Origin of the sequence: Microvirga sp. 3-52, from assembly GCF_018383585.1 — a bacterium.
In the GTDB taxonomy this organism is placed as follows: domain Bacteria; phylum Pseudomonadota; class Alphaproteobacteria; order Rhizobiales; family Beijerinckiaceae; genus Microvirga.
The window spans coordinates 292,047-313,002 of sequence record NZ_JAHAMK010000001.1 but is presented as its reverse complement, the minus strand read 5'-3'; the positions used below and the strand labels follow the sequence as shown (position 1 = coordinate 313,002).

Here is a 20,956-nt window from a genome sequence, read left to right as displayed (position 1 = left end):
CTGATGGTCGATGTGCCACTTGGTCCGACTGGTGCCGTTGCGCCGGCCGATGTCGAAGACGTTGAGCTTTACCATCCTCATAGCTGGGTGACGAAGTACGTCTTCAGTCAGGATGCGAAGATCATTGCGATCCAGTATTCTTTCGTCGCTCTGTCGGTAGGATTGATCGCTCTCGTGCTGTCCTGGCTGATGCGGTTGCAGCTCGGCTTTCCGGGCGTCTTCTCCTTCATCGATGCCAATGCCTATTATCAATTCATCACCATGCACGGCATGATGATGGTCGTCTATGTGCTTACCGCCCTGTTCCTGGGAGGTTTCGGCAACTACCTCATTCCGCTGATGGTCGGCGCGCGCGACATGGTCTTTCCCTATATCAACATGCTGAGCTTCTGGATCTATCTGCTCGCGGTTCTGGTTCTTGTCGCAAGCTTCTTCGCACCGGGAGGACCTACAGGCGCCGGATGGACGCTCTATCCGCCCCAGGCTATTCTGTCGGGCACGCCGGGAGGACAGGATTGGGGCATCGTCCTGATGCTCGCCTCTCTGATGATCTTCATTATCGGCTTCACCATGGGTGGCCTTAATTATGTGGTGACGGTGCTGCAGGCGCGCGCGCGCGGCATGACGCTGATGCGCATGCCGCTCACCGTCTGGGGCATCTTCACGGCGAGCTTCATGGCCTTGCTGGCCTTCCCTGCCCTCTTCGTCGGCGCCGTGATGATGCTCTTTGATAGGATCTTCGGCACGAGCTTCTTCATGCCGGCCATCGTCGAGATGGGCCAACCGCTGGATCGCAACGGCGGCAGCCCCCTCCTCTTCCAGCACCTCTTCTGGTTCTTCGGGCATCCGGAAGTCTACATCGTCGCCCTGCCCGCCTTCGGCATCGTCTCGGACCTGATCAGCACCCATGCGCGACGCAACATCTTCGGCTATCGCATGATGGTCTGGGCATTGCTCGCCATCGGCGCCCTGAGCTTCGTGGTGTGGGCGCACCACATGTATGTGAGCGGCATGAATCCCTATTTCGGGTTCTTCTTCGCCACGACGACGCTGATCATCGCCGTTCCGACGGCGATCAAGGTCTATAACTGGATCCTGACGCTCTGGCGCGGCAACATCCACCTTACCGTTCCCATGCTGTTCGCACTTGCGTTCATCGTGACCTTCGTGAACGGCGGTCTCACGGGCCTGTTCCTCGGCAACGTGGTGGTGGACGTGCCGCTCTCGGATACCATGTTCGTGGTCGCACATTTCCATATGGTCATGGGCGTGGCCCCGATCCTCGTGATCTTCGGAGCAATCTATCACTGGTATCCGAAGGTGACCGGGCGCATGCTGAACGACACGCTCGGCAAGCTCCATTTCTGGGTCACGTTCCTCGGAGCCTATGCGATCTTCTTTCCCATGCATTACCTGGGGCTGATGGGCATCCCAAGGCGGTATCATGACATCGCCGACATGTCCTTCGTTCCGCCATCGGCCCATACGCTCAATGCGTTCATCACCATCGTGGCCCTGATCGTCGGCGCCACGCAACTGGTCTTCGTCTTCAATTTGTTCTGGAGCCTGCGTCATGGCCGTCCGTCCGGCGGCAATCCTTGGCAGGCCACCACGCTGGAATGGCAGACGCCGGAAACACCGCCGCCCCACGGCAACTGGGGCAAGGACCTGCCGGTCGTCTATCGCTGGGCCTACGATTACAGCGTTCCGGGAGCCGATCAGGATTTCCTGCCGCAAAACCAGCCCGGGATCACGCGAACAGTGCCAGGATCGTCCCATGGGTAGCATCCTCCTGTTCCTGAGTGTGCTGGCCGTTATCGGCGCCTGGTGGCTCTCGCGACAGGGGCTGGCGTCCAAGCCCTGGCTGGAACAGGGAACGGCGAGCGCCTTGGTGGAAGCAAATGCCACGCCTCCATCCAAGATCGGGCTCGGCATCTTTCTCGCAGTGGTCGGCTCCCTGTTTGCGCTTTTCATCAGTGCCTACGCGATGCGCATGCAATTGCCCGACTGGCGCATGGTGCCGATGCCACGGATTCTGTGGCTCAACACGGCGATGCTCGTTCTGAGCAGCCTTGCTCTGCATGGCGCAAAGAACGCAGCCGGTCGGGGAGCGATGCCCGAATTGAGGCTGGGCCTCCTCGCGGCAGGCATATCGGCCCTGGCCTTTCTCTCGGGCCAGCTCCTGGCCTGGCGGCAGCTGACCGGCGAAGGCTACCTTCTGGCTGCCAATCCGGCCAACGCCTTCTTCTACGTCCTGACCGGCATGCACGGCCTTCATCTCCTCGGCGGGTTGGTGGCGCTGGGGAGGACCACCGAGAAGGCATGGCGCGAGACGACCGCGGAGCCCCTGCGCCTGTCCGTGGAGCTCTGCGCCACTTACTGGCACTTCATGCTCCTCGTCTGGCTCGTCTTCCTCAGCGTGCTGACAGGCTGGGCGGGTGAATTCGTGGATATCTGTCGGCAATTGCTGACATAGGAGGAGTCCTGCGTATGGCGGAACAGGCTCTGACGGATTTAAGAACCACCCATAACGAGGCCTCGGGCCTGCGCAGCGTCGCTGCCGACTTCTCCTCGGATCGCCAGGCCTTCAGGAATGTGTCCTGGGGCAAGGCCATGATGTGGATCTTCCTCCTCAGCGACACCTTCGTCTTCAGCTGCTTTCTGATCTCCTACATGACCGCGCGCATGTCTACGACTGTGCCGTGGCCCAATCCGAGCGAAGTTTTCGCCCTCACCATCGGAGGCGTCACGCTTCCCCTGATTCTGATCGCGATCATGACCTTCGTCCTGATCAGCAGTAGCGGAACCATGGCTATGGCCGTGAACTTCGGATACCGCCGTGATCGCAAGAAAACCGCCGTCCTGATGCTGGTGACGGCTCTCCTCGGCGCCACCTTCGTGGGCATGCAGGCCTTCGAATGGACCAAACTCATCCACGAGGGGGCCCGCCCCTGGGCCAATCCGTGGGGGGCGGCCCAGTTCGGTTCGTCATTCTTCATGATCACCGGCTTCCACGGCACCCATGTGAGCTTCGGCGTGCTGTTCCTTCTCATTATCGCACGAAAAGTCTGGCGGGGCGATTACGATCACGAGAGGCGGGGCTATTTCACCAGCCGGAAGGGACGGTACGAGGCTGTCGAGATCATGGGTCTCTACTGGCACTTCGTCGATCTGGTCTGGGTTTTCATCTTCGCATTCTTCTACCTTTGGTAAGAGGCACGCCATGGCACAGGCACAGGCATCGGCACACGCACAGGGACAGCACCACCCGATCAAGCTTTATCTGGTGGTCTGGGCGTGGCTGTTCATTCTGAGCGCCTGCTCCTACTTCGTCGACTTTTTCCAGCTTCAGGGCCTGCTCAGATACTCCCTCATCATCCTGTTCATGCTGCTGAAGGCAGGTCTCATCATCGCCGTCTTCATGCACATGGCCTGGGAGCGCCTCTCGCTGGTCTACGCCATCCTGATACCGATGAGCGCCGTTCTGGTGTTCGTGGCGATCATGGTGCTCGAAGCGGATTACACGCTTCTGTCCAGGGTCGTGTTCTTCGGACCCGGCTCCTGAACAGCATGAAGGCGGCCCGATGGACGGACCGCCTCCAGATTTCTCTCCAGAACTTCAGCTACCTCGCAGAATGAGCCTCGTCAGGATGCGGAGGCTCCACGACCCGGCGGTAGAGATGCCAGGTTGCATGGCCGAGCACCGGCATCACGATGGCAAGTCCGACGAAGAGCGGGATGGATCCGACGAGGAGCGCCGCCGCAACGATGAGGCCCCAGAGCGCCATGGTGAGCGGGTTCATCGCGACTGCCTTGATCGAAGTATAAACGGCAACGGCCGCGCCGACGTCACGGTCGAGAAGAAGCGGGAACGAAATCACGCTGATGCTCAGGACAGCTACGGCGAAGATGAAGCCGAGAATGTTGCCCAATACGATCAATCGCATGCCCTCCGACGTCGTGAGAACCTGATTGACGAGGTCCGCATAGGACGTGGGCACCGCATAGCCAAAGATCGATTGATAAAGAAGACGAGCCGTCGTCAGCCAGGTCAGGAAGATCACCAGCAGCAGAACGCCGAGTGCGATGATCGACGGGATCGAAGGGGACTTCAGTACGTTGAACGCGTCCTGCCACGATGTCGACAAGCCAAGTTCCCGCCTGCGGCTGATCTCATAAAGGCCGATGCCTGCGAACGGGCCGATCAGCGCGAAGCCTGAGGCCAGTGGATAGAGGAGCGGCAGTGCGTTGTTGCTGAAGGTAAGCGCGGCAAGGCAAACGCCGACGACAGGATAGATCAGACCAAGGAAAACCAAGTGTGACGGCATGGCCCAGAAATCATCAAATCCCTTCGCCAGGGCTTCTTTCAAGTCGGCGGGTGTGATCTTTCTGACAACCGGATGTGCCGGAGCCTCGCCTGCGCCGGCAACAATATGAAAATTGGCCATAATCGCTCCTCCAGGGCTGAACCTTGGCAGTTGAGATCACGGCCTTGCGTGTGTCATCCAGCGGGTCACGCGTAGCCGTAACCTATGCCTTGAGTATACGCCGGAACAATCTGGCTGTCGCCCCGGATTAGAGCACGACGCATGAGGGACCTGATTCAGGGACAACAAGCCTAGGCGCGACGCTTAACGCGCAAAGGCTGCCAGGATTCGAGCCCACGAACGGATGCCGTGATGGAAGCTTGACAGATCGTATTTCTCATTGGGCGAGTGCACGCGGTTGTCGAACCGTGCGAAGCCGACCATCAACGCATCCATGTTGAGCAGGCGTTTGAAATCCCCGACGATCGGAATGGAACCACCCGTTCCCGCCAGCGCGGCTTCACGGCCCCACTCCTGCGTGAGAGCCTCCAGGGTCGGCTTGAGCCAAGGTCCATCCAGCGGAAGACTGAGCGCTGGGCTGCCCCCGTGCTCCTTGAACGTCACGGTGCAATCCGCGGGAATGCGGGCCCGGACATGGGCACGGAAAGCCTCTCGAACCTTGGCTGGATCCTGCCCGGTCACAAGGCGGAAAGAAACCTTGGCAGAAGCCTTTGATGGGATGACCGTCTTGAAGCCCTCGCCCGTATAGCCGCCTACGATCCCGTTGATTTCGCAGGTCGGCCGGGCCCAGATCTGCTCCAGCACGCTGCGCCCCTTCTCGCCTGCCGGAATGCTCAGGCCGACCTGCCCGAGAAAGCCGACTTCGTCGAATGGCAGACGGTCCCATTGTTCCTTCACGGCCGTCGGGAGTTCCTGCACGCCGTCGTAGAATCCCGATAAGGTGATGCGCCCTTCGACATCGCGCAGTGTCGCGAGAACCTCGGTCAGAACATGGATCGGGTTGCGTGCGGCAGAGCCGAACATGCCGGAATGAAGATCCCTGTTCGCGCAGGTGATTTCCACTTCCTCTCCCACCAAGCCACGCAGCATGGTGGTCACGGCTGGTGTATCATTGTCCCACATGTCGGTGTCGCAGACGAGGGCGACGTCAGCCGCCAGTTCATCCCGATAGGCTTCCAGGAAAGGCTTGAGACTCGGGCTGCCGGATTCCTCCTCACCCTCAAGCAGAATTGACACGCGAATCGGCAACTCGCCGGACACAGCCTTCCACGCCCTGCAGGCCTCGATGAAAGTCATCAAGGCTCCCTTGTCGTCCGACGTGCCCCGCGCGACGATCCAGGTGTCGCCGTTGGGTGCCGCTACGAGGGTCGGCTCGAACGGTGGCGTGCTCCACAGCTCGATGGGATCGACAGGCTGCACATCGTAATGACCGTAGAACAGCACGTGTGGCCCCTTGGCAGGCTGCACCTGATGTCCGACGACCATGGGGTGGCCCTGAGTCGCGCGGGCTGAAGCATCGAAACCCAACCCGCGCAGTTCGCCCGCGAGCCAGTCCGCCGCCCGACGGCACTCTTCCTTATATGCCGGGTCCGTCGAGATGCTGGGGATGCGGATGAACTCGAAGAGACGCTCAAGGCTCTTATCCAGGTCGGCATCGATACGGTCGAGAACGGCGGGAAGATGGTCTGTCACGGAAAGTTCCTCTTTAGCTCGCCACGAAGGAATGGCGCTGGAACGGATTTTCAAGGCAGGGCCGAGCCGTTTTACCGCCTCCCTCGCGCAGGCAAAAGGAGAATCATCACGACCGGTGTAAGCGCAGGCTACCCCTGAAGTGTTTGCCAGAATTCCGTCGGGGTGGTCAGATGAGGCATCATGGCGAGACAGGTATGGGCGCTATGGATCGGATTGATGGGATTGCGCGCTGGCTGATCGATCAAGCGCCGCACGGAAATGTGAAGGACCTGTTCGCAGGCTTCTGCCGGGAGGCCGTCCGGGCGGGCTGGCCCGTCTGGCGTGCGTCCCTCGGCTTGGAAGTGCTGCATCCGGAGGTCAGTGGCTGGCAGCATATCTGGGTGGACGAGAGCCTTTCCGTGCGGCAATCCGACCGCGCCACCGCAGCATCGTCGCCATCGTATCTCAGCAGCCCGACCCGCATCGTGGATGAAACGAGCAAGCCGTTCCGCCGCAGGCTTGACGTGCCCTGCCCCGAGATGCCGCTGCTCGAGGAACTGAGACTATCCGGCGCGACGGATTACGTCATGTATCCGTTGCCCTTCTTGGATCAGACCCGGACCGCGGCCATGTCCTTCGCGACGCAAGATGCACAAGGGTTCGATGAGGCGACTATCGACTGCCTGGCACGCGCCGCGAAGATGTTGAGCCCTTATCTGGAGCGTCACGTCCTGCGACGCATCGCGGTCGATCTGCTCGACACCTATGTGGGCCCGCGAACGGGCCAGCGCATCATCGAAGGCCGTGTGGACCGAGGGGCAATGGAACTCATCGAGGCGGCGATCTGGTTCACCGATCTTCGCGGATTTACCCGATTGTCGGAGCACTCACCGATCCCCGAGGTGCTGGCCGACCTGAATTCCTGGTTCGGGATCATCGGGGACGTCGTCGAAGCGCATGGCGGCGAGGTTCTCAAGTTCATCGGCGACTCCGTACTGGCGATATTTCCAACCTCCTCTGCGCAGAACGGCATGTCCGCGTGCCGGAGCGCCCTTGCGGCCGCTCAGGAGTTTGGCCTGAGGACGGACGCAGAGAACGATCTCCGCAGTTCCATTGGTCGCACGCCGCTGATGCACAGCCTATCTCTGCATTTCGGAGAGGTCGCATATGGCAATGTAGGCGCGCCTCATCGCCTCGACTTTACAGTCATCGGCCCAGCCGTGAACCGCGCGAGCAGGCTTCTGGATCTGGCAAAGCAGCTGGATCGAAAGGTGGTCGTGTCACGCGTCTTTGCCCAAGAGCTCGACCAACCTCTGTCCGATCTCGGCCGCCATCATCTGCCGGGCGTTGATCGTCCTCAGCAGGTTTTCGCCCCGCTCGAATAGGATTTGCTGTACGGAGCACATGCATCCTTTGCAACACTGGGGGCTTGAACGAGGAGGGCTTTCCGTTGGCTGATTGGAATGCGGGACAGTACCTGAAGTTCGAGGATGAGCGTACCCGGCCATCCATCGACCTGCTCAGGCGCGTGCCCTTGGAAGAAACAACGAACTGCGTCGATATCGGATGCGGACCCGGAAACAGCACGGAACTGATCGCCCGCCGCTATCCGACGGCGCGAGTCCTCGGGCTCGACAATTCGCCCGACATGCTCGCCAAGGCCCGAGCACGATTGCCGGATCGAGACTTTGAGGAGACTGACATCGCAAACTGGCAGACGGAGGAGCGTTTCGACCTGATATTCGCCAATGCCGTCCTGCAATGGCTTCCTGACCATCCCGGCCTTCTCGCACGTCTTGTCTCGTTCTTGAAAGACGGAGGATGTCTTGCCGTTCAAATGCCGGACAATCTGTATGAGCCCTCCCACCGGCTCATGGTACAGGTTGCGCGGGAGGGACCCTGGGCCGAAAAGCTGTCCTTCGCCGCACAGGCAAGAGAGACGATCGGATCGTTCGAGGATTATTATGCCTGGCTGCAGCAGGCCGGATGCTCGGTTGACATCTGGCAAACGATCTATGTTCATCCGCTCGATGGTGCCGAGGCTATCGTCGAGTGGTTCAAGAGCACTGGCCTGAAGCCCTATCTCGATCGTCTCTCGACTGAGGAGCGTTCCGAGTATCTAAGTCGATACCAAGCAGCGATCGCCGAAGCGTATCCTGTTCAACAAGACGGAAAGGTTTTACTGCGCTTTCCACGCCTCTTCTTCATCGCACAACGTAAATAGATCGAGCATCGATGGAATGCGGCAAACCCCTCGTGCGTCCATGATCGGTCCGCCGAAAGGTCTACTACTGGCCTTCTCTAGCACTTCGAATGACTTCATAGTATAAACCATCGAAAAGTTACATTCGCTTCGGGATGACGTCCGACCCATTGGCGACGGAGTTACATCATGAGATGGGATGGGACGGGCCGCCGGGCGATCTCGCTTATGGCGGTCGGGCACATTCTGCCTGTCCTTCTTGCCTGCTTTGTTTTCATTGGAGAGGCGCAGGCGCAGAATGTCGGGTGCGTGCTGGAGGCTGCGGCGGCTCCACAAAGGCAGGTTCTGCGCTGCCGTGACGGGCTGACCATCGAGGCCGAGGCAGGAGCCGACTACAATCTCGTCGACCGGAACGGGGATAGCCAGCCCGATGCGGTCAGCCTGCGGAACCGCGCCATTCTCATCGATGCACCGGCACGATCCAGGAGACAAGGCTTCGAGATTCTGACCCCTCAGGCCATTGCAGCCGTGCGCGGCACGCAGTGGGCCGTCGATGTCGCCGGAGGCAAGACTGCTGTTTTCGTGGTGACCGGTCGCGTATCGGTCAGACGGGTAAGCGGCGGAACACGCAGTGTCAATCTCGGCCCGGGGGAAGGCGTGGATGTGGAGCCGGGAACGGCGCCTCTGGTCGTCAGGCGGTGGCCCGCCGCTCGTGCGTCTGCTCTCCTGGCGCGGTTCGGACGATAGCATCAATATGGGTCGGCGCTACGCCTTCACTCTGATCGCGGCAGCATTGGCCGGGCTCTGGGGTGCCGGACTCGCGCTGTCGTACTGGGAAGGTCGCGCGGCCTTCCTCGACCGCGTGGAAGCGCCTCTGGCCGATTTGCGCTTTCTGATCCGGGGTCCACGTCCGGCGCCGGATGGGGTCACGATCGTCGCGATCGACGATCAGACGATCCACGCGGCAGGATCCTATCCCCTGTCCAGAGCAACAATGGCCCGCCTTGTTTCAGCCCTCGGACGCATGAAGCCCAAGGTGATCGCGCTTGATATCCTGTTCATTGATCCAGGTCCGGCGGAAGGCGATCTGGCACTCGCGGACGCCCTTCGTGGAGCGCCGAGCGTTCTCGCGGCCGCAGGCCAGTTCAGGCGCGACTCGCACCGCCCTCACGAACGTACCGACGCCCGTGAGGGCCTTCCTGCCGCGCAAAGCCTGCTTCTGCCGCTTGAATTACTGACCAGAGTGGCAGCCGTAGGTGTTGTCAATATTGCGACGGACGCGTCCGGCGTTCCGCGCCATGTTCCTCTTCTGCTGCAGTCGGACGGCAGGATTATTCCCTCTTTTCCGCTGCGGGCCGTCTCCATTGCCGTGAACCGCGATCCTGTTCTTCACTCGGATGGAATCGATATAGGCGGGACATCGACGAGCACCGAGAGAGGGTACGCCTTGCCGCTTCGCTTCTATGGGCCCGGCGGCACTGTTCGCACGATCAGCGCAGGCCAGATCCTAAACGGCAATGTTGCGGAAGATGCGGTTCGCGACAAAGTCGTCGTCATCGGCGCGACGGTGACGGGCGGCGGCGACAGCTTTCCAACCCCTTTCGATCCGGTTCTTCCGGGTGTGGAGGTTTTGGCGACTGCAATCGCTCATCTGATGGAAGGCGATGGCCTCGTGCGAGACCGGCATGTTCGCCTCATCGATGCCACCATGGCCGTCGTTCTGCCCGTTCTTTTCGTACTGCTTCTCTCCTGGCATCGCAGCATTTGGGGCTTTGCCTCTATCGCCGGCATCGCCATCCTATGGATCTGCGTGACTGTCGTGGCGTTCATGCAGGGTGTCTGGCTCAGTGCCGCTCTGCCAATTTTGGCCTCAGCGCCACCTGTCATTCTCTTTGGGGCGGCCCGGATCTGGCTGGATCGCAGCCGGGCGGAGCGCCTTACCGTGCAGAGCAGAACCCTGCAGAGCTTTCAGCATCCGCGCCTGACCGAGCGTCTGACGAAGGATTCAACCTTTCTCATCAAACCGGTGCGCCAACAGGCTGCGGTGATCTTCATCGATCTGTCGGGGTTCACCGGTCTAAGCGAAATCCTTCCTCTCGACGAGACACGCGAGGTTCTTCGAAGCTTCCATACCCTTGTCGATCAGGAAGCCGTGGGTAACCATGGAATTGTCGCCAGCTTCATGGGAGATGGCGCCATGATCCTGTTCGGACTTCCCGATCCCTCTCCTCAGGATGCCGGGCACGCCCTGGCTGCCTGCGTTGCCCTTTGCATGCGCACGGAGAGTTGGCTTGCGACGCTGCCGCAGCCGATTGCATCGCGTATCGGGTTCAAGATCGGCGCCCATTACGGGCGGATCATCGCATCGCGGCTCGGAGGAGACAGCCACCAACACATCACCGCGACCGGCGATACGGTCAATGTGGCAAGCCGATTGATGGAAGTAGCGGCGGCCCACCACGCCAGCCTTGCTTTGAGCGATGCTCTCTACGACGCGGCGGGTCCGGCACGCTCGGTCCTTGAATCTGGTGTTCTGGACGGGCCATTTGCCACGTCGATCCGGGGGCGAGCGGGTTCGCTACCGGTCTGGCTCTGGAGGAAAAGGTCCACAGAGGCCCGATGGGGAAAGCCCTGATGATCTCCATCAGAGCCTCCCATACGTCAATTCAATGACTCAGTTTCAGAGTTGACTGGGGGCAGGCATGTCCGTGCCGAACCAGTTCTTCTGCATCAGGGTCTGTGCTTCCTCGACCGTTTTCTGATCACCGCGCGCCTTTCCAGCGAGAAGCAATCCGGCAGCAGCCCATCCATTGTTCGGCGAGCGCTGGAGGGCGGCACGGAAGGCTTCCTCGGCCTCCGCGGGTTTTCCCTGCGCCATCAGCGCCGCCCCGAGGGACTGGTGCACCGGATAATACCAGTATGGTGGCTCCATATAGGGTAACCGATCCTGGATCGTAGCGGCCTCCGTGAACAGCGTGGCAGCTCTCGCCTGATCTCCCGCAGCCTGTGCGATCCGCGCCTCGACTTCGCGTGCGGCAATGGTCAGCACATCCGGTCCGGGCACACCGGCATCGGGCAAGGCGGTGATCTCCGGCCTCTTCGCCAGGTCCTCGATGGCAGCCGCCTCGGCATGGGCGTCGTCTGCGCGCCCCAGGCGGGCCAGGGCGACACCGCGGGCATAATGCCAGGCGGCCTCGACCAAGGGAAAGTCTCCCTGCGGCTTCGGAAGGGCCAGCACATCCTCAGGCGTCGAGAAGAGGGCATGGGCGTTATAAGGCGCGGCGGCAATGGGCTGCGTCCAGGGAACCTCACGCTTGGCTCGATCCGACACGATGCCGGACAGCTTCTGCGCCGCCTCGATGGCCGTGCGTCCATCGCCTCCTGTCAGGGCAGAGACCATGACGAAATGGACATTATGGGCGTAATAAGCTTCGGAATAGAGAAGGCTTGCACCTCCCTGCTTCAGGAATGTTTCATCCGCCGCCGCAGCACGCACATTGGCATCGAGGCTGTCGCGCCATCGTCCGAGGCGATACCAGATGTGGCTCGGCATATGTACCAGATGCCCAGCGCCAGGGATCAGTTTCTCCAGACGCTCGGCATGCGGTGCGGCACGCTCCGGATGGTCGGATGATTCGACCGCATGGATGTAAAGATGGATGGCACCTGGATGATCGGGGTATGGCTCCAAGGGGCCGAGCTGTTGCACCCCAAGAACGCCCTCGATCAGCGCGACGATCCTCTCGGTCTTTCCTTTCGGGGTTTTTCCCCCGTCCGCCCAATAATCCCAAGGCGTGAGATTCATGAGCGCATCGGCTGTAAGCAATGCCACATGGGCGTTCTGCGGGAAGCGGGCCTGCACCGCTTCCATGGCATCCGCATAGGCCTGGTCCAATGCCTTGCGATCGGCGTTAGGATCGGGTGAGTGCCGTTTCGAGAGCGCTTCCACCAATGCAGCCTGCAGGTCGCCGCTGCCGGCTGCGAGGCCTCGTGCCTTCTCGAGCACGACAAGGGCGCGCGCATTCGCGTCTGCATCCATCGGATAGTTGATATGTGGGCCTAGAACCCATGCCTCACCCCATAGGCACATGTCGCAGTCCGGGTCGAGTTCCTGGGCAGTCCGGAAGGCGCGCGCCGCCTCCGCATGATTGAAGCCCCAGCCCAGGCGGTAACCCTGGTCGAAATAGGCCTGAGCCTGCCCGTTCCGATCTTTGGTCACGGCCCAGGAGAGCTGACCGAGATTGTCGTATAGGGGCGGCTTGCCCTCCGAGCGAGGCGCCGCGGCACCTCGCGGCAGATCCCGGCTGTAAGTGCCGAGTTCCGTGCGTTTCGGATGAGCCTCCTGCGGCTGCGATTGGAGTTGCGTGACTGTCGTATGATGCCCTGCGCCATGCTGGCTCGGCTTCTGCAGAGCATGCAGCATCCGTACCCGCGGACTGTCATGACTTCCGAGCGGACAGGCGTCGACAGGACCTGCCGCCAGAATTGCCAAGGCGGCAGTTGCCGAGAGAAGCACGGATCTTGCTGAGAGACGGCAGCGCTGAGCGATAAAAGTCGTCATGAGCACGGATTCCCAGGTTGGAGGAAAGGGGCTGCGCCCGCAGGCGATAGTCCCAACGCTGTGCGACGGACGCAGCAAACTCAGCTTGATTGTGCCGGGAAGTTTACTTGCTCGGGAGAGGCGATCATGACAACGTGAGAGGGCAAAACTGCCAAGGAGACGCACCGATGCTCCACGTGGTCGTTCTGTTCCTGAATGGCGGATGCGCCTCGACAGCCCTTCTGCCGATGGAGATCTTCCGCAATGCGGGCGTCCTCTGGAATCTCCTGAGCGGCAAGGCACCGGAGCCGCGTTTTCGCGTGACAACGGCATCGCTCGGTGGTGGCCCTGCCGTCACGGATCAACTGGTATCGCTTCTCCCTTCCTGCGCCGTTGAGAATGTGGAGCAACCCGATATCATCTTCGTTCCCGCAGGCGGATTGCCGTTCGATACAATGATGCAGACAGGCTATATGATCGATGCCGTCATCGAGCCTAACGCCGCCATCATCCCGTGGCTGCAGAAATGGGCAAGCGCGGGCATAAAGATCGCAGGGGTCTGCTCGGGTGTCGCCCTGCTGGCCGAGGCAGGACTGCTTGCTGGAAAACGCGCAACAACGCACTGGGGACTGGCCGAAATCTACCGCAAGCGCTTTCCCGATGTTGACTGGCAACCGGAATATCTCATTACCGACGCCGGAGATATTGCCTGCAGCGGCGGCATCAACTCAGCCGCGGATTTGAGCCTTTATCTGGTCGAGAGGTTTGCAAGTCGTGAGATTGCCTTGGAATGTGCCAAGGCCCTGCTGATCGAGATGCCTCGCACATGGCAGGTCGCGTTCGCCGATGTCATGCTGCGCCAGGACCATAACGACGAAAGCATCCAGCGCGCGCAGGACTGGGTTCACAGGCATTTTCAACACCCCATTGGTGTTGACACCATAGCAGCGAGGGTTGGGATGAGCCCTCGCAACTTCATCCGCCGTTTCAAGGACGCGACTGGGCATACCCCTTTGAGCTACATCCACACCATTCGCGTGACTATGGCGAAGCGATTGTTGGAGGACGGGCAGCAGACCATTCAGGAAGTGAGTCAGGCGGTTGGCTATGAGGACGTGATTTTTTTCCGCGACCTGTTCAAACGCCATACGGGTGTATGTCCCACGGAGTACCGAACCCGCTTCGGAACGCCACCCATGACAAACCCCGTCAATCGGCGCGGCTCTCGCATTGAGGTTTCGGCNCAAACGCCATACGGGTGTATGTCCCACGGAGTACCGAACCCGCTTCGGAACGCCACCCATGACAAACCCCGTCAATCGGCGCGGCTCTCGCATTGAGGTTTCGGCAAGACCCTCCTGGTGAGAGACAGCAAGCCGCGCCACCGTTTCATGATTGAAACAAAATCGCTTCGATCAAGCGCTCTGTTCTTCCGTCGAGCGTTCGATCCGGATCGAACGCCTCCTCTCGCGCCGTAGGCGTTTCATCAGAGCGATGGATGCGATCATCGTGCGCTCAAGTTCCGACAGAACAGTGTTCGTATCCACTACAGTTGTTAGGTTCTTTCGTTCCAATTTCATCAGCAGCCTGTTTCGCTTTTCCAATGTTTCAGATGCATTGTACTTCAAGCTAAGCGTCGCAGTGCGGCTGCAATATGGCAGGCTGAGAACGAGGTTAATTGCAAATCTTGCTATAACGGATTAGCCCCACGAGAACGGTTTAACGATGCACGAATGCATATGTTCTAAATTGGAAACGCTCCTTGTCTCCGTTCCACATCATACAGTCACGGCGAATGAACGACCGACCAGAGCGCGGCTCTAGGCTCCTCGGTTTTCTTCATCCCCGACATGGCGGAACCACTCGGCATAATACTGATAAAAGTCTTCCGAAAGCTGACCGTCGAAAGTCTCCTGGCTTTTGCGAGATGAGGTCGGGGCTGGGGATTCCAGCGTGAGCAAAGCCGCACCAACGCTCGTGCCTGTCGAACCGGCAACGGGAACGACCGGACGTCCGGTCACCTTCGCCAGAGCTTCCGCATAGAGGGCATTGCGTGCAAAGGGGCCTTCCACGATGACGGGCCCCGCAGCGCGCGTCAGGTCGAGGCAAGCCTTCGTCATCAGGGATGCATAGAGCGAGGCCGCGACATAGGTCTCATCCGGGTTCAGCCCGCTCGAGGCATTGACGATCCGATGCTGGGAATCAGGGAACGGCCCGCATCCCGGTACCACGCTCGGCATCACGAGAATGCGCTCCTCCAGGATACGACGAACGGCTTCTGGTGTCGCTGCCCCCTGCCCTTTTGTCAGCAGCTCGAATTCACGCCCTCCCATGAAACGTGCGGAAGGCACGGCACGGCCAAGGGCATCCACATTGGCAAGGGTGTCACGATGCGCATCGAGATGATCGAGATCTCCGCCGACCGCGAAGATTACGATCCACGTCCCGGTCGAAACCACGGCGAACGGCGCATGGTACTGGCCGAGATGAGGCAGAAGCGAAGCGTTCGAGTCGTGGATGCCGCAATAGACAGGCACAGGTTGAGGAAGTCCGATCTCTTTGGATATCTCATCCGTCACATAACCGAGAAGATCGGACGGTCTTCTGACGGGGGCCACCTTGTCGGTTATCTCGAGCGTCTCGACGAGCGACGAGAAGCCTCCCTGCTTTGGTCTCCAGAGGTCGGTATGGCAGCCAAGGGAGGTCACCTCCGTGGCCGCAATGCCGGTCAGCGTCCAGCCCCAATATTGCGGATAGGTGACGATGCTCTGCACATTCCCGAATGCTTCCGGAAAGACGGTCTTCTGGTAGTGAAGCTGTGCTCCGAGATTGAGTCCGCCGGGCAGGCGCGGTGAGAACGTCTCCGAAAAAGACGGCCTGATCTCGTCATAGGCAGCCTCGACATGGGCGGGGAAGCGAAACTCGTAGTCGAGGATCGGCAGCGCCAGGCCTTCAGCGCTCAAGAGAGCCCCGCTCGCGCCATGAGCGGTGATCGAGATGGCATCGAACCCGAATTCCGAGTGGAGTTCCTTCAGGGCCTGCAGGAAGAAGGTGAAGATCCCATCCACGTCGAAGTGTGGGTAGGGCCCATCCGTCAGGACCCGGTTGGGGCGAGTGCGTGCAGCGACTTCACGCCTCTCATCGGCATCGACGATGACGGCTTTGACATTGGTCTTGCCCACATCGAGTACTGCGACTCTCATGGGATCATGCCATATGGAAGACGGTGACAAGCGGCTTATCGACCGGTGAATTGTCAGGATGCGTCGTCATGATGTCTGCCATGTGAGCCCACCAGCGTTTCATCACGGGATGGCCGGGGAGGTCCGCCATGCGATGATCCGCCCTTCGCCACAAAACCCCGAAGAGAATGCCCGTTTCCCGGTCGAGATGGATCGAGTAATCCTCGACGCCCGCCTCCTTCAGAAGCTCTACGAGTTCCGGCCAGATCTCGTCATGACGCCGGCGATACTCCTCTTCCATGCCCGGGTTGAGTTGCATCTTGAAGGCATACTTCTCTTTCGCGCTCATGCTGCGGCCTTTGAACGAATGCGGCGGATGACGATCGGCAGCGCGATCACGAGGATCAGCAGCAGTCCGATGAAGATCGACATGACGATGCCGGGCACATTGAGAAGCCCGAGGCCGAAGGTCACGAGCCCCATCACAATGGCAGCGAGCACCACCCCTGGAATCGTTCCCGAACCACCGAGGATGCTGACGCCGCCGAGAACCGCCATGGTGACCACCTCGAGTTCCCAGCCGGCTGCGATGGTGTGCCGGGTCGAGCCCAGCCGCGAGGTGAGGCAGACAGCCGCGAACCCGCTCATGAGACCGGTCATCAGGAAGAGGATGAACTTGGTGCGCTGAACCGGGATGCCGGAGAACTGGGCTGCAAAGGCGTTATTGCCGATGGCATAGATCCGCCGTCCGAAAGCGGTCCAGTGGAGCAGGATACCGAAGGCAAGGGCGAGGATCACGAAAGCGACCATTTCGAAGGTGACGACTTCGAAACCGGGGAGCGCAGGCCACCAGGAAAAGTCCGACATGTAGCCCTGCCCGAACCAGGCAAAGCTCGCCGGGTAGCCGCCATAGGCCTGATCGCCGAGGACGATCTGCGCGATGCCTCGGAACAGGCTCATGGTGCCGATGGTCACGACGATGGAGGGAAGACCGACACGCGCCACAAGAAGACCGTTGAAGGCTCCGCAGAGCAGTCCGGCACCAAGCCCGATCCCGACGAGAGCCGGGGTCTGAAATCCGGCTTGCGCAGCGGCTCCCATGGCCGTCGAAGCCAATGCGATGATGGCAGCCACCGAAAGATCGATCTCGCCGGAGATGATCAGCAATGTCATCGCGAAGGCGATCATGGCCTTCTCTGTGAAGTTGTACGTGGCGTCCGACAGGTTCCACGGATCAAGGAAATGCGGAGAGGCGAACGAATTGGCGATGAAGATCGAGATTGCGACCGCGGCAAGCAGAGTCTCCCAGCTGCCAAGGATTCGCCCGGCCGGCGTCGAGAGCTTGTCAGGAATATGCCGCGTCGGCTGTTTCTCGAGAGCGAGCGTGCTCATGCGGCTGCTCCTTCGGCCGGCGTTTCCGTCAGCGCAGGCTGATGCTTCACGGCATCGCGCAGAATGAGGCGGCCCTTCCGCTTCTCCTGCCGAGCGTTGAAGAGCACCGCCACGATGATCACGAAGCCGGAAATGGCCATCTGCCAGAACGGCGAGATGTTGATCACCGGCAATGCATTCTTGATCACGCCGAGGAACAGGGCGCCGAGAATCGCGCCGCCGACGGAACCGATGCCCCCGAGCGTCGAGATTCCACCGATCACGCAGGCCGCGACCGTATCGAGCTCGAACCCGGCCGCAATATCGACATAGGCGACCGCATAGCGGGAGACCCAGAGATACCCGCAAAGGCCCGCCAGAGCGCCTGACAGGACGAAGGCGAAGAAGCGCGTGCGCCCGACATCGATGCCCGCATAGAGCGCCGCCGTCGGATTACCACCCGTCGCATAGAGAGCGCGCCCGAACACCGTGCGGGTGAAGACCAGACTGATGATCGCAATCACGAGGATAGCCATCCAGCCGAGCAACGGCAGCCCGAGCACCGACATGCGGGGAGTATTAAGGAAGGACGGAGTCATCTGGGTCTGGTTGACCCAGGCACCGCCGGAGAGCACGAAAGCCATGCCGCGATAGATCGTCAGGGTGCCAAGCGTCGCCACGATGGATGGTATGCCGATCTTCCAGACCATGAACCCGTTGATGGCGCCAAGGAGCGCTCCGATGCTCATGGCCACCGCGATGAGAAGAGGCAGCGGAATCTGCGGAAAGGCCGCGTTCATCATGGCGATGGCCATACCAGTGAACGACAGGTTCGCGGCCACGGAGAGGTCGATGGACCTGGTGAGGATCACGGCCATCTGGCCAAGCGCCAGGATCATCAGAATGGACGTATCGTTGAAGATGTTGGCAAGGCTCTCCGGCGAGGCGAAGCCCGGCGCGCGATAGGAAAATACTGCGATCAACACGACGATGATCGCCACCAGCAGGAGTTCACGATACTTCAGGATTCGGCTCATCGTTCCGTTCCAAATTCCTTGTCCTGAGGGATCACATATTGCCCGTGGCTGCCCGTACGAGCACCTCGGCATCGAGTCCGTCGCGCTGCCACATGCCGGCCATCCGTCCCTCGCGCATGACCAGCACGCGATCGGACATACCGAGGATCTCAGGCAGTTCGGACGAGACCATGATCACGCTCAAGCCCTCGCCCGCGAGCTCGCTCATGAAGGCATGCACCGCCGCCTTGGAGCCGATATCGATGCCCTTCGTGGGCTCATCCAGGATGATGACCTTCGGCCTTGTCGCGAGCCACTTCCCGATGACGACCTTCTGCTGGTTGCCACCGGACAAGGTGCCGACGGGAACCGAGAGTGCTGCGGCACGAAGATCCAGCCGCTCGGCATACCGCCGTGCCAAAGCGAACTCCTCCGCCTGGTGCAGGAAGCCCACCCTGGTCGTGCTGCCGAGCGTCGCCATGGACATGTTCTGGAAGATCGGCATCTGCAGAACGGCACCGTGGCGACCACGCTCCTCGGGAACGTAGACGATGCCGGCCGCAATGGCATCCGCCGGTGAGCGGATGTCGATCCGGCGCCCCTCCAGTTCAATGGTTCCTGCGCTCGGGCGGGTGATGCCGAACAAGGCCTGACAGAACTCCGAGCGCCCTGCCCCGACCAGTCCGTAGAGACCCAGGATTTCTCCGCGGCGCAGGTCGAAGGAGACTTCATTGAACTCCGTCGGATGCGAATACCCCGACACATTCAGAACGGTGCTCCCGATCGCCACATCGACTTTCGGAAAGACATGCTCGACGGAGCGGCCGACCATCATCCGGACGATCTCGTCCTGCCCGGTCTGTGACAGCATCCCGGCACCGATGGAGCGACCATCGCGGAACACCACGAATCTGTCGGCGATCTGGTAGACCTCTTCGAACTTGTGGCTGATGAAGAGGATCGCCTTGCCCTGCCGCTTCAGCCTTTCGATGATCTGGAAGAGATCTTCCACCTCTTTGTAGGACAGTGCGGCAGTGGGCTCGTCCATAATGACCACGCGAGCCTCGACGGACAGCGCGCGCGCGATGGCGACAAGATGGCGATGGGCGATGGAGAGGTCCTTCAGGCGGGTGTAGGGACTGATCGGCGCATCGATGGAGGTCAGCAGAGCAGCGGCGCGCGCATTCATCGCGCCCCAATTGACGAGTCCCAGCCGATTGCGTGGCGCATGCCCGAGAAAGATGTTCTCGGCGACCGAGAGTTCGTCGAAGAGCACCGTCTCCTGATGGATCGCCGTAATGCCGCTCCGGATCGCCGCTTCGGCATTCGCGAAATGCACCGGAGCGCCACTGACAACGATCTCACCGCCGTCCGGCTGATAGATCCCGGTCAGGATCTTGACGAGCGTCGATTTACCCGCGCCATTCTCGCCGATCAGCGCCGTCACCGTTCCCGGATGGAGCGTGACGTCGACCTGATCGAGGGCCTTGACTCCGGGAAACGACTTGGAAATGCCGCGCATCTCCAGAAGCGGAGTCTGGCTCTCGGGAACCGCTTGAACCACGGACATGGGAAACTCTGCCAATAGCCGATGAGAGCAAGGAGGGCGCGGCTGTCCGCGCCCTCGTTCCAAGTGGCTTCGCGATTTCAGAAGATCTTGGCGAACTCGTCGACGTTACCCTTGTTGTAGACGAAGGGGTCGGCCATGGCGGCCTCGCCGTTGTCGCCGATCTTGATCTTGCCCATGCGGCCGACGTTGATCTCGGAACCGGGCTTGCCCTCGGTCTCCTTCTTGACCAGGCGATAGGCGATCTGCGTCGCGGTATAGCCGAGATCGATCGGGTTCCAGATGGCGAATTCCTTCGTCGCGCCGGAATGGACGGCACCGGCCATCTCGGAGGGAAGTCCAAGGCCCGTCACATAGACCTGCCCGATCTTGCCGGCATCCTTCACCACCTGCGAGGCTGCGAGCACGCCGACCGTCGTCGGAGCAACGATCACCTTCACATTGGGATGAGACTTCAGCAGGCCCTGGGCTTCGCGATAGCTCTTGTCGGCCAGATCATCGCCATAGACGGTCGTGACGAGGTTCAGTCCTGGGTATTTCGGGAGCTGCTTCTTCATCTCGGCGATCCAGGTGTTCTGGTTGGTCGAGGTGGATGTCGCCGACAGGATCGCGAAATCGCCCTTGCCGTCCGGCAGATGGGACGCTGCAAGCTTCAGGCACATGTTGCCGATCAGCTCGTTCGACGACGGATTGAGGTGCACGATCCGTCCGTCCTTGCCGACGGCGGAATCCCAGGAGATGACCTTGATGCCGCGCTGCGCTGCCCTTTTCAGCGCCGGAACGACCGCATCGGGATCATTCGCCGAGATCGCGATCGCATCGACGCGCTGCGCGATGAGGGCATTGATGACCTCGATCTGCCCTTCGGCCGTCGTGCTGGTCGGTCCGGTATAGATCACCTCGACGCCGCCCAGCTCCTTCGCCGCCTCTTGCGCGCCTTTGTTGGCCGCCTCGAAGAATCCGTTGCCGAGAGATTTTGCGACAAGGCCGATCTTCACATTCTGCGCGCTTGCGGATCCGGCGAAGAGCGCCAGACCCAATGCTGTACCGAGGGCGAGCTTTGCAATTGCTTTCATGT

18 protein-coding genes are annotated in these 20,956 nt (G+C 60.6%); 9 read left to right on the top strand and 9 right to left on the bottom strand.

Features of this window, described 5'->3' with window-relative positions; all coding sequences use genetic code 11:
• Positions 1–3 precede the first annotated feature (3 nt).
• Genes ctaD through KHP60_RS01480 form a run of 4 tightly spaced genes read left to right on the top strand, consistent with a single transcriptional unit; the run spans position 4 to position 3,565 of the window.
• On the top strand, positions 4–1,785 hold the full coding sequence (gene ctaD, locus KHP60_RS01495; protein ID WP_213561759.1) for a cytochrome c oxidase subunit I: 1,782 nt from the start codon (positions 4–6) through the stop codon (positions 1,783–1,785).
• Positions 1,778–2,476 (top strand): cytochrome c oxidase subunit 3, encoded by a 699-nt coding sequence (locus tag KHP60_RS01490; protein WP_213561758.1) that lies wholly within the window; start codon positions 1,778–1,780, stop codon positions 2,474–2,476. Before ctaD ends, KHP60_RS01490 begins: the two co-directional genes overlap by 8 nt.
• Before the next feature lie 14 nt (positions 2,477–2,490).
• Entirely contained in the window at positions 2,491–3,213 is a 723-nt protein-coding gene (locus tag KHP60_RS01485) for a heme-copper oxidase subunit III family protein (RefSeq protein WP_213561757.1), read from the top strand.
• Between the two features lie 10 nt (positions 3,214–3,223).
• On the top strand, positions 3,224–3,565 hold the full coding sequence (locus KHP60_RS01480) for a cytochrome C oxidase subunit IV family protein (RefSeq protein WP_213561756.1): 342 nt from the start codon (positions 3,224–3,226) through the stop codon (positions 3,563–3,565).
• 58 nt (positions 3,566–3,623) lie between these two features.
• On the opposite strand, the gene KHP60_RS01475 is transcribed toward KHP60_RS01480, so the two are convergent.
• Together KHP60_RS01475 and KHP60_RS01470 are read right to left on the bottom strand one after the other, a co-directional pair.
• Positions 3,624–4,448 carry a DUF2189 domain-containing protein gene (locus KHP60_RS01475; protein WP_213561755.1) on the bottom strand — a complete coding sequence of 275 codons (825 nt, stop codon included), beginning with the start codon at positions 4,446–4,448 and terminating at the stop codon, positions 3,624–3,626.
• A gap of 183 nt (positions 4,449–4,631) precedes the next feature.
• On the bottom strand, positions 4,632–6,020 hold the full coding sequence (locus KHP60_RS01470; RefSeq protein ID WP_213561754.1) for a dipeptidase: 1,389 nt from the start codon (positions 6,018–6,020) through the stop codon (positions 4,632–4,634).
• Between the two features lie 194 nt (positions 6,021–6,214).
• Between KHP60_RS01470 and KHP60_RS01465 the strand changes: the two genes are divergently transcribed.
• The 4 genes from KHP60_RS01465 to KHP60_RS01450 all read left to right on the top strand — a co-directional run bounded on the left by KHP60_RS01465 (position 6,215) and on the right by KHP60_RS01450 (position 10,837).
• The gene (locus tag KHP60_RS01465; RefSeq protein WP_213561753.1) at positions 6,215–7,384 is read left to right on the top strand and encodes an adenylate/guanylate cyclase domain-containing protein; all 1,170 of its coding nucleotides are present in this window, start codon (positions 6,215–6,217) and stop codon (positions 7,382–7,384) included.
• Positions 7,385–7,449: 65 nt separating this feature from the next.
• Positions 7,450–8,223 (top strand): trans-aconitate 2-methyltransferase, encoded by a 774-nt coding sequence (gene tam, locus KHP60_RS01460; protein ID WP_213561895.1) that lies wholly within the window; start codon positions 7,450–7,452, stop codon positions 8,221–8,223.
• Between the two features lie 207 nt (positions 8,224–8,430).
• On the top strand, positions 8,431–8,949 hold the full coding sequence (locus KHP60_RS01455) for a FecR domain-containing protein (protein WP_213561894.1): 519 nt from the start codon (positions 8,431–8,433) through the stop codon (positions 8,947–8,949).
• Positions 8,950–8,956: 7 nt separating this feature from the next.
• Positions 8,957–10,837, top strand: coding sequence for a CHASE2 domain-containing protein (locus KHP60_RS01450; protein ID WP_213561752.1), 1,881 nt, complete (start codon positions 8,957–8,959; stop codon positions 10,835–10,837).
• Positions 10,838–10,882: 45 nt separating this feature from the next.
• On the opposite strand, the gene KHP60_RS01445 is transcribed toward KHP60_RS01450, so the two are convergent.
• On the bottom strand, positions 10,883–12,763 hold the full coding sequence (locus KHP60_RS01445; protein WP_213561751.1) for a tetratricopeptide repeat protein: 1,881 nt from the start codon (positions 12,761–12,763) through the stop codon (positions 10,883–10,885).
• Between the two features lie 167 nt (positions 12,764–12,930).
• Here KHP60_RS01445 and KHP60_RS01440 point away from each other — a divergent pair, with 167 nt between their 5' ends.
• Complete coding sequence (locus KHP60_RS01440; protein ID WP_213561750.1) at positions 12,931–14,082, top strand: GlxA family transcriptional regulator; 1,152 nt, start codon at positions 12,931–12,933, stop codon at positions 14,080–14,082.
• Between the two features lie 480 nt (positions 14,083–14,562).
• On the opposite strand, the gene KHP60_RS01435 is transcribed toward KHP60_RS01440, so the two are convergent.
• The 6 genes from KHP60_RS01435 to rhaS form a co-directional block, all read right to left on the bottom strand.
• Positions 14,563–15,945, bottom strand: a complete 1,383-nt coding sequence (locus KHP60_RS01435) for an FGGY-family carbohydrate kinase (RefSeq protein ID WP_213561749.1) — start codon at positions 15,943–15,945, stop codon at positions 14,563–14,565.
• A 4-nt stretch (positions 15,946–15,949) separates the two neighbouring features.
• Complete coding sequence (gene rhaM, locus KHP60_RS01430) at positions 15,950–16,273, bottom strand: L-rhamnose mutarotase (protein ID WP_213561748.1); 324 nt, start codon at positions 16,271–16,273, stop codon at positions 15,950–15,952.
• Positions 16,270–17,316 (bottom strand): ABC transporter permease, encoded by a 1,047-nt coding sequence (locus KHP60_RS01425; RefSeq protein ID WP_213561747.1) that lies wholly within the window; start codon positions 17,314–17,316, stop codon positions 16,270–16,272. Before KHP60_RS01425 ends, rhaM begins: the two co-directional genes overlap by 4 nt.
• On the bottom strand, positions 17,313–18,332 hold the full coding sequence (locus tag KHP60_RS01420) for an ABC transporter permease (RefSeq protein ID WP_213561746.1): 1,020 nt from the start codon (positions 18,330–18,332) through the stop codon (positions 17,313–17,315). Before KHP60_RS01420 ends, KHP60_RS01425 begins: the two co-directional genes overlap by 4 nt.
• Before the next feature lie 31 nt (positions 18,333–18,363).
• Positions 18,364–19,881: a sugar ABC transporter ATP-binding protein gene (locus KHP60_RS01415; protein WP_213561745.1), complete on the bottom strand. Its 1,518-nt coding sequence runs from the start codon at positions 19,879–19,881 to the stop codon at positions 18,364–18,366.
• A gap of 77 nt (positions 19,882–19,958) precedes the next feature.
• Positions 19,959–20,954: a rhamnose ABC transporter substrate-binding protein gene (gene rhaS, locus KHP60_RS01410; protein ID WP_213561744.1), complete on the bottom strand. Its 996-nt coding sequence runs from the start codon at positions 20,952–20,954 to the stop codon at positions 19,959–19,961.
• Positions 20,955–20,956: the final 2 nt, after the last annotated feature.

Excerpts from the sequence above, each read along its gene's own strand:
- KHP60_RS01490 (WP_213561758.1), top strand. The coding sequence starts at position 1,778 with ATGGGTAGCATCCTCCTGTTCCTGAGTGTGCTGGCCGTTATCGGCGCC.
- KHP60_RS01455 (WP_213561894.1), top strand. The coding sequence starts at position 8,431 with ATGGCGGTCGGGCACATTCTGCCTGTCCTTCTTGCCTGCTTTGTTTTC.
- KHP60_RS01420 (WP_213561746.1), bottom strand. The coding sequence starts at position 18,332 with ATGAGCCGAATCCTGAAGTATCGTGAACTCCTGCTGGTGGCGATCATC.
- KHP60_RS01435 (WP_213561749.1), bottom strand. The coding sequence starts at position 15,945 with ATGAGAGTCGCAGTACTCGATGTGGGCAAGACCAATGTCAAAGCCGTC.
- KHP60_RS01415 (WP_213561745.1), bottom strand. The coding sequence starts at position 19,881 with ATGTCCGTGGTTCAAGCGGTTCCCGAGAGCCAGACTCCGCTTCTGGAG.
- KHP60_RS01450 (WP_213561752.1), top strand. The coding sequence starts at position 8,957 with ATGGGTCGGCGCTACGCCTTCACTCTGATCGCGGCAGCATTGGCCGGG.
- ctaD (WP_213561759.1), top strand. The coding sequence starts at position 4 with ATGGTCGATGTGCCACTTGGTCCGACTGGTGCCGTTGCGCCGGCCGAT.
- KHP60_RS01465 (WP_213561753.1), top strand. The coding sequence starts at position 6,215 with ATGGGCGCTATGGATCGGATTGATGGGATTGCGCGCTGGCTGATCGAT.
- KHP60_RS01480 (WP_213561756.1), top strand. The coding sequence starts at position 3,224 with ATGGCACAGGCACAGGCATCGGCACACGCACAGGGACAGCACCACCCG.
- KHP60_RS01425 (WP_213561747.1), bottom strand. The coding sequence starts at position 17,316 with ATGAGCACGCTCGCTCTCGAGAAACAGCCGACGCGGCATATTCCTGAC.
- KHP60_RS01445 (WP_213561751.1), bottom strand. The coding sequence starts at position 12,763 with ATGACGACTTTTATCGCTCAGCGCTGCCGTCTCTCAGCAAGATCCGTG.
- rhaM (WP_213561748.1), bottom strand. The coding sequence starts at position 16,273 with ATGAGCGCGAAAGAGAAGTATGCCTTCAAGATGCAACTCAACCCGGGC.
- KHP60_RS01485 (WP_213561757.1), top strand. The coding sequence starts at position 2,491 with ATGGCGGAACAGGCTCTGACGGATTTAAGAACCACCCATAACGAGGCC.
- KHP60_RS01475 (WP_213561755.1), bottom strand. The coding sequence starts at position 4,448 with ATGGCCAATTTTCATATTGTTGCCGGCGCAGGCGAGGCTCCGGCACAT.
- rhaS (WP_213561744.1), bottom strand. The coding sequence starts at position 20,954 with ATGAAAGCAATTGCAAAGCTCGCCCTCGGTACAGCATTGGGTCTGGCG.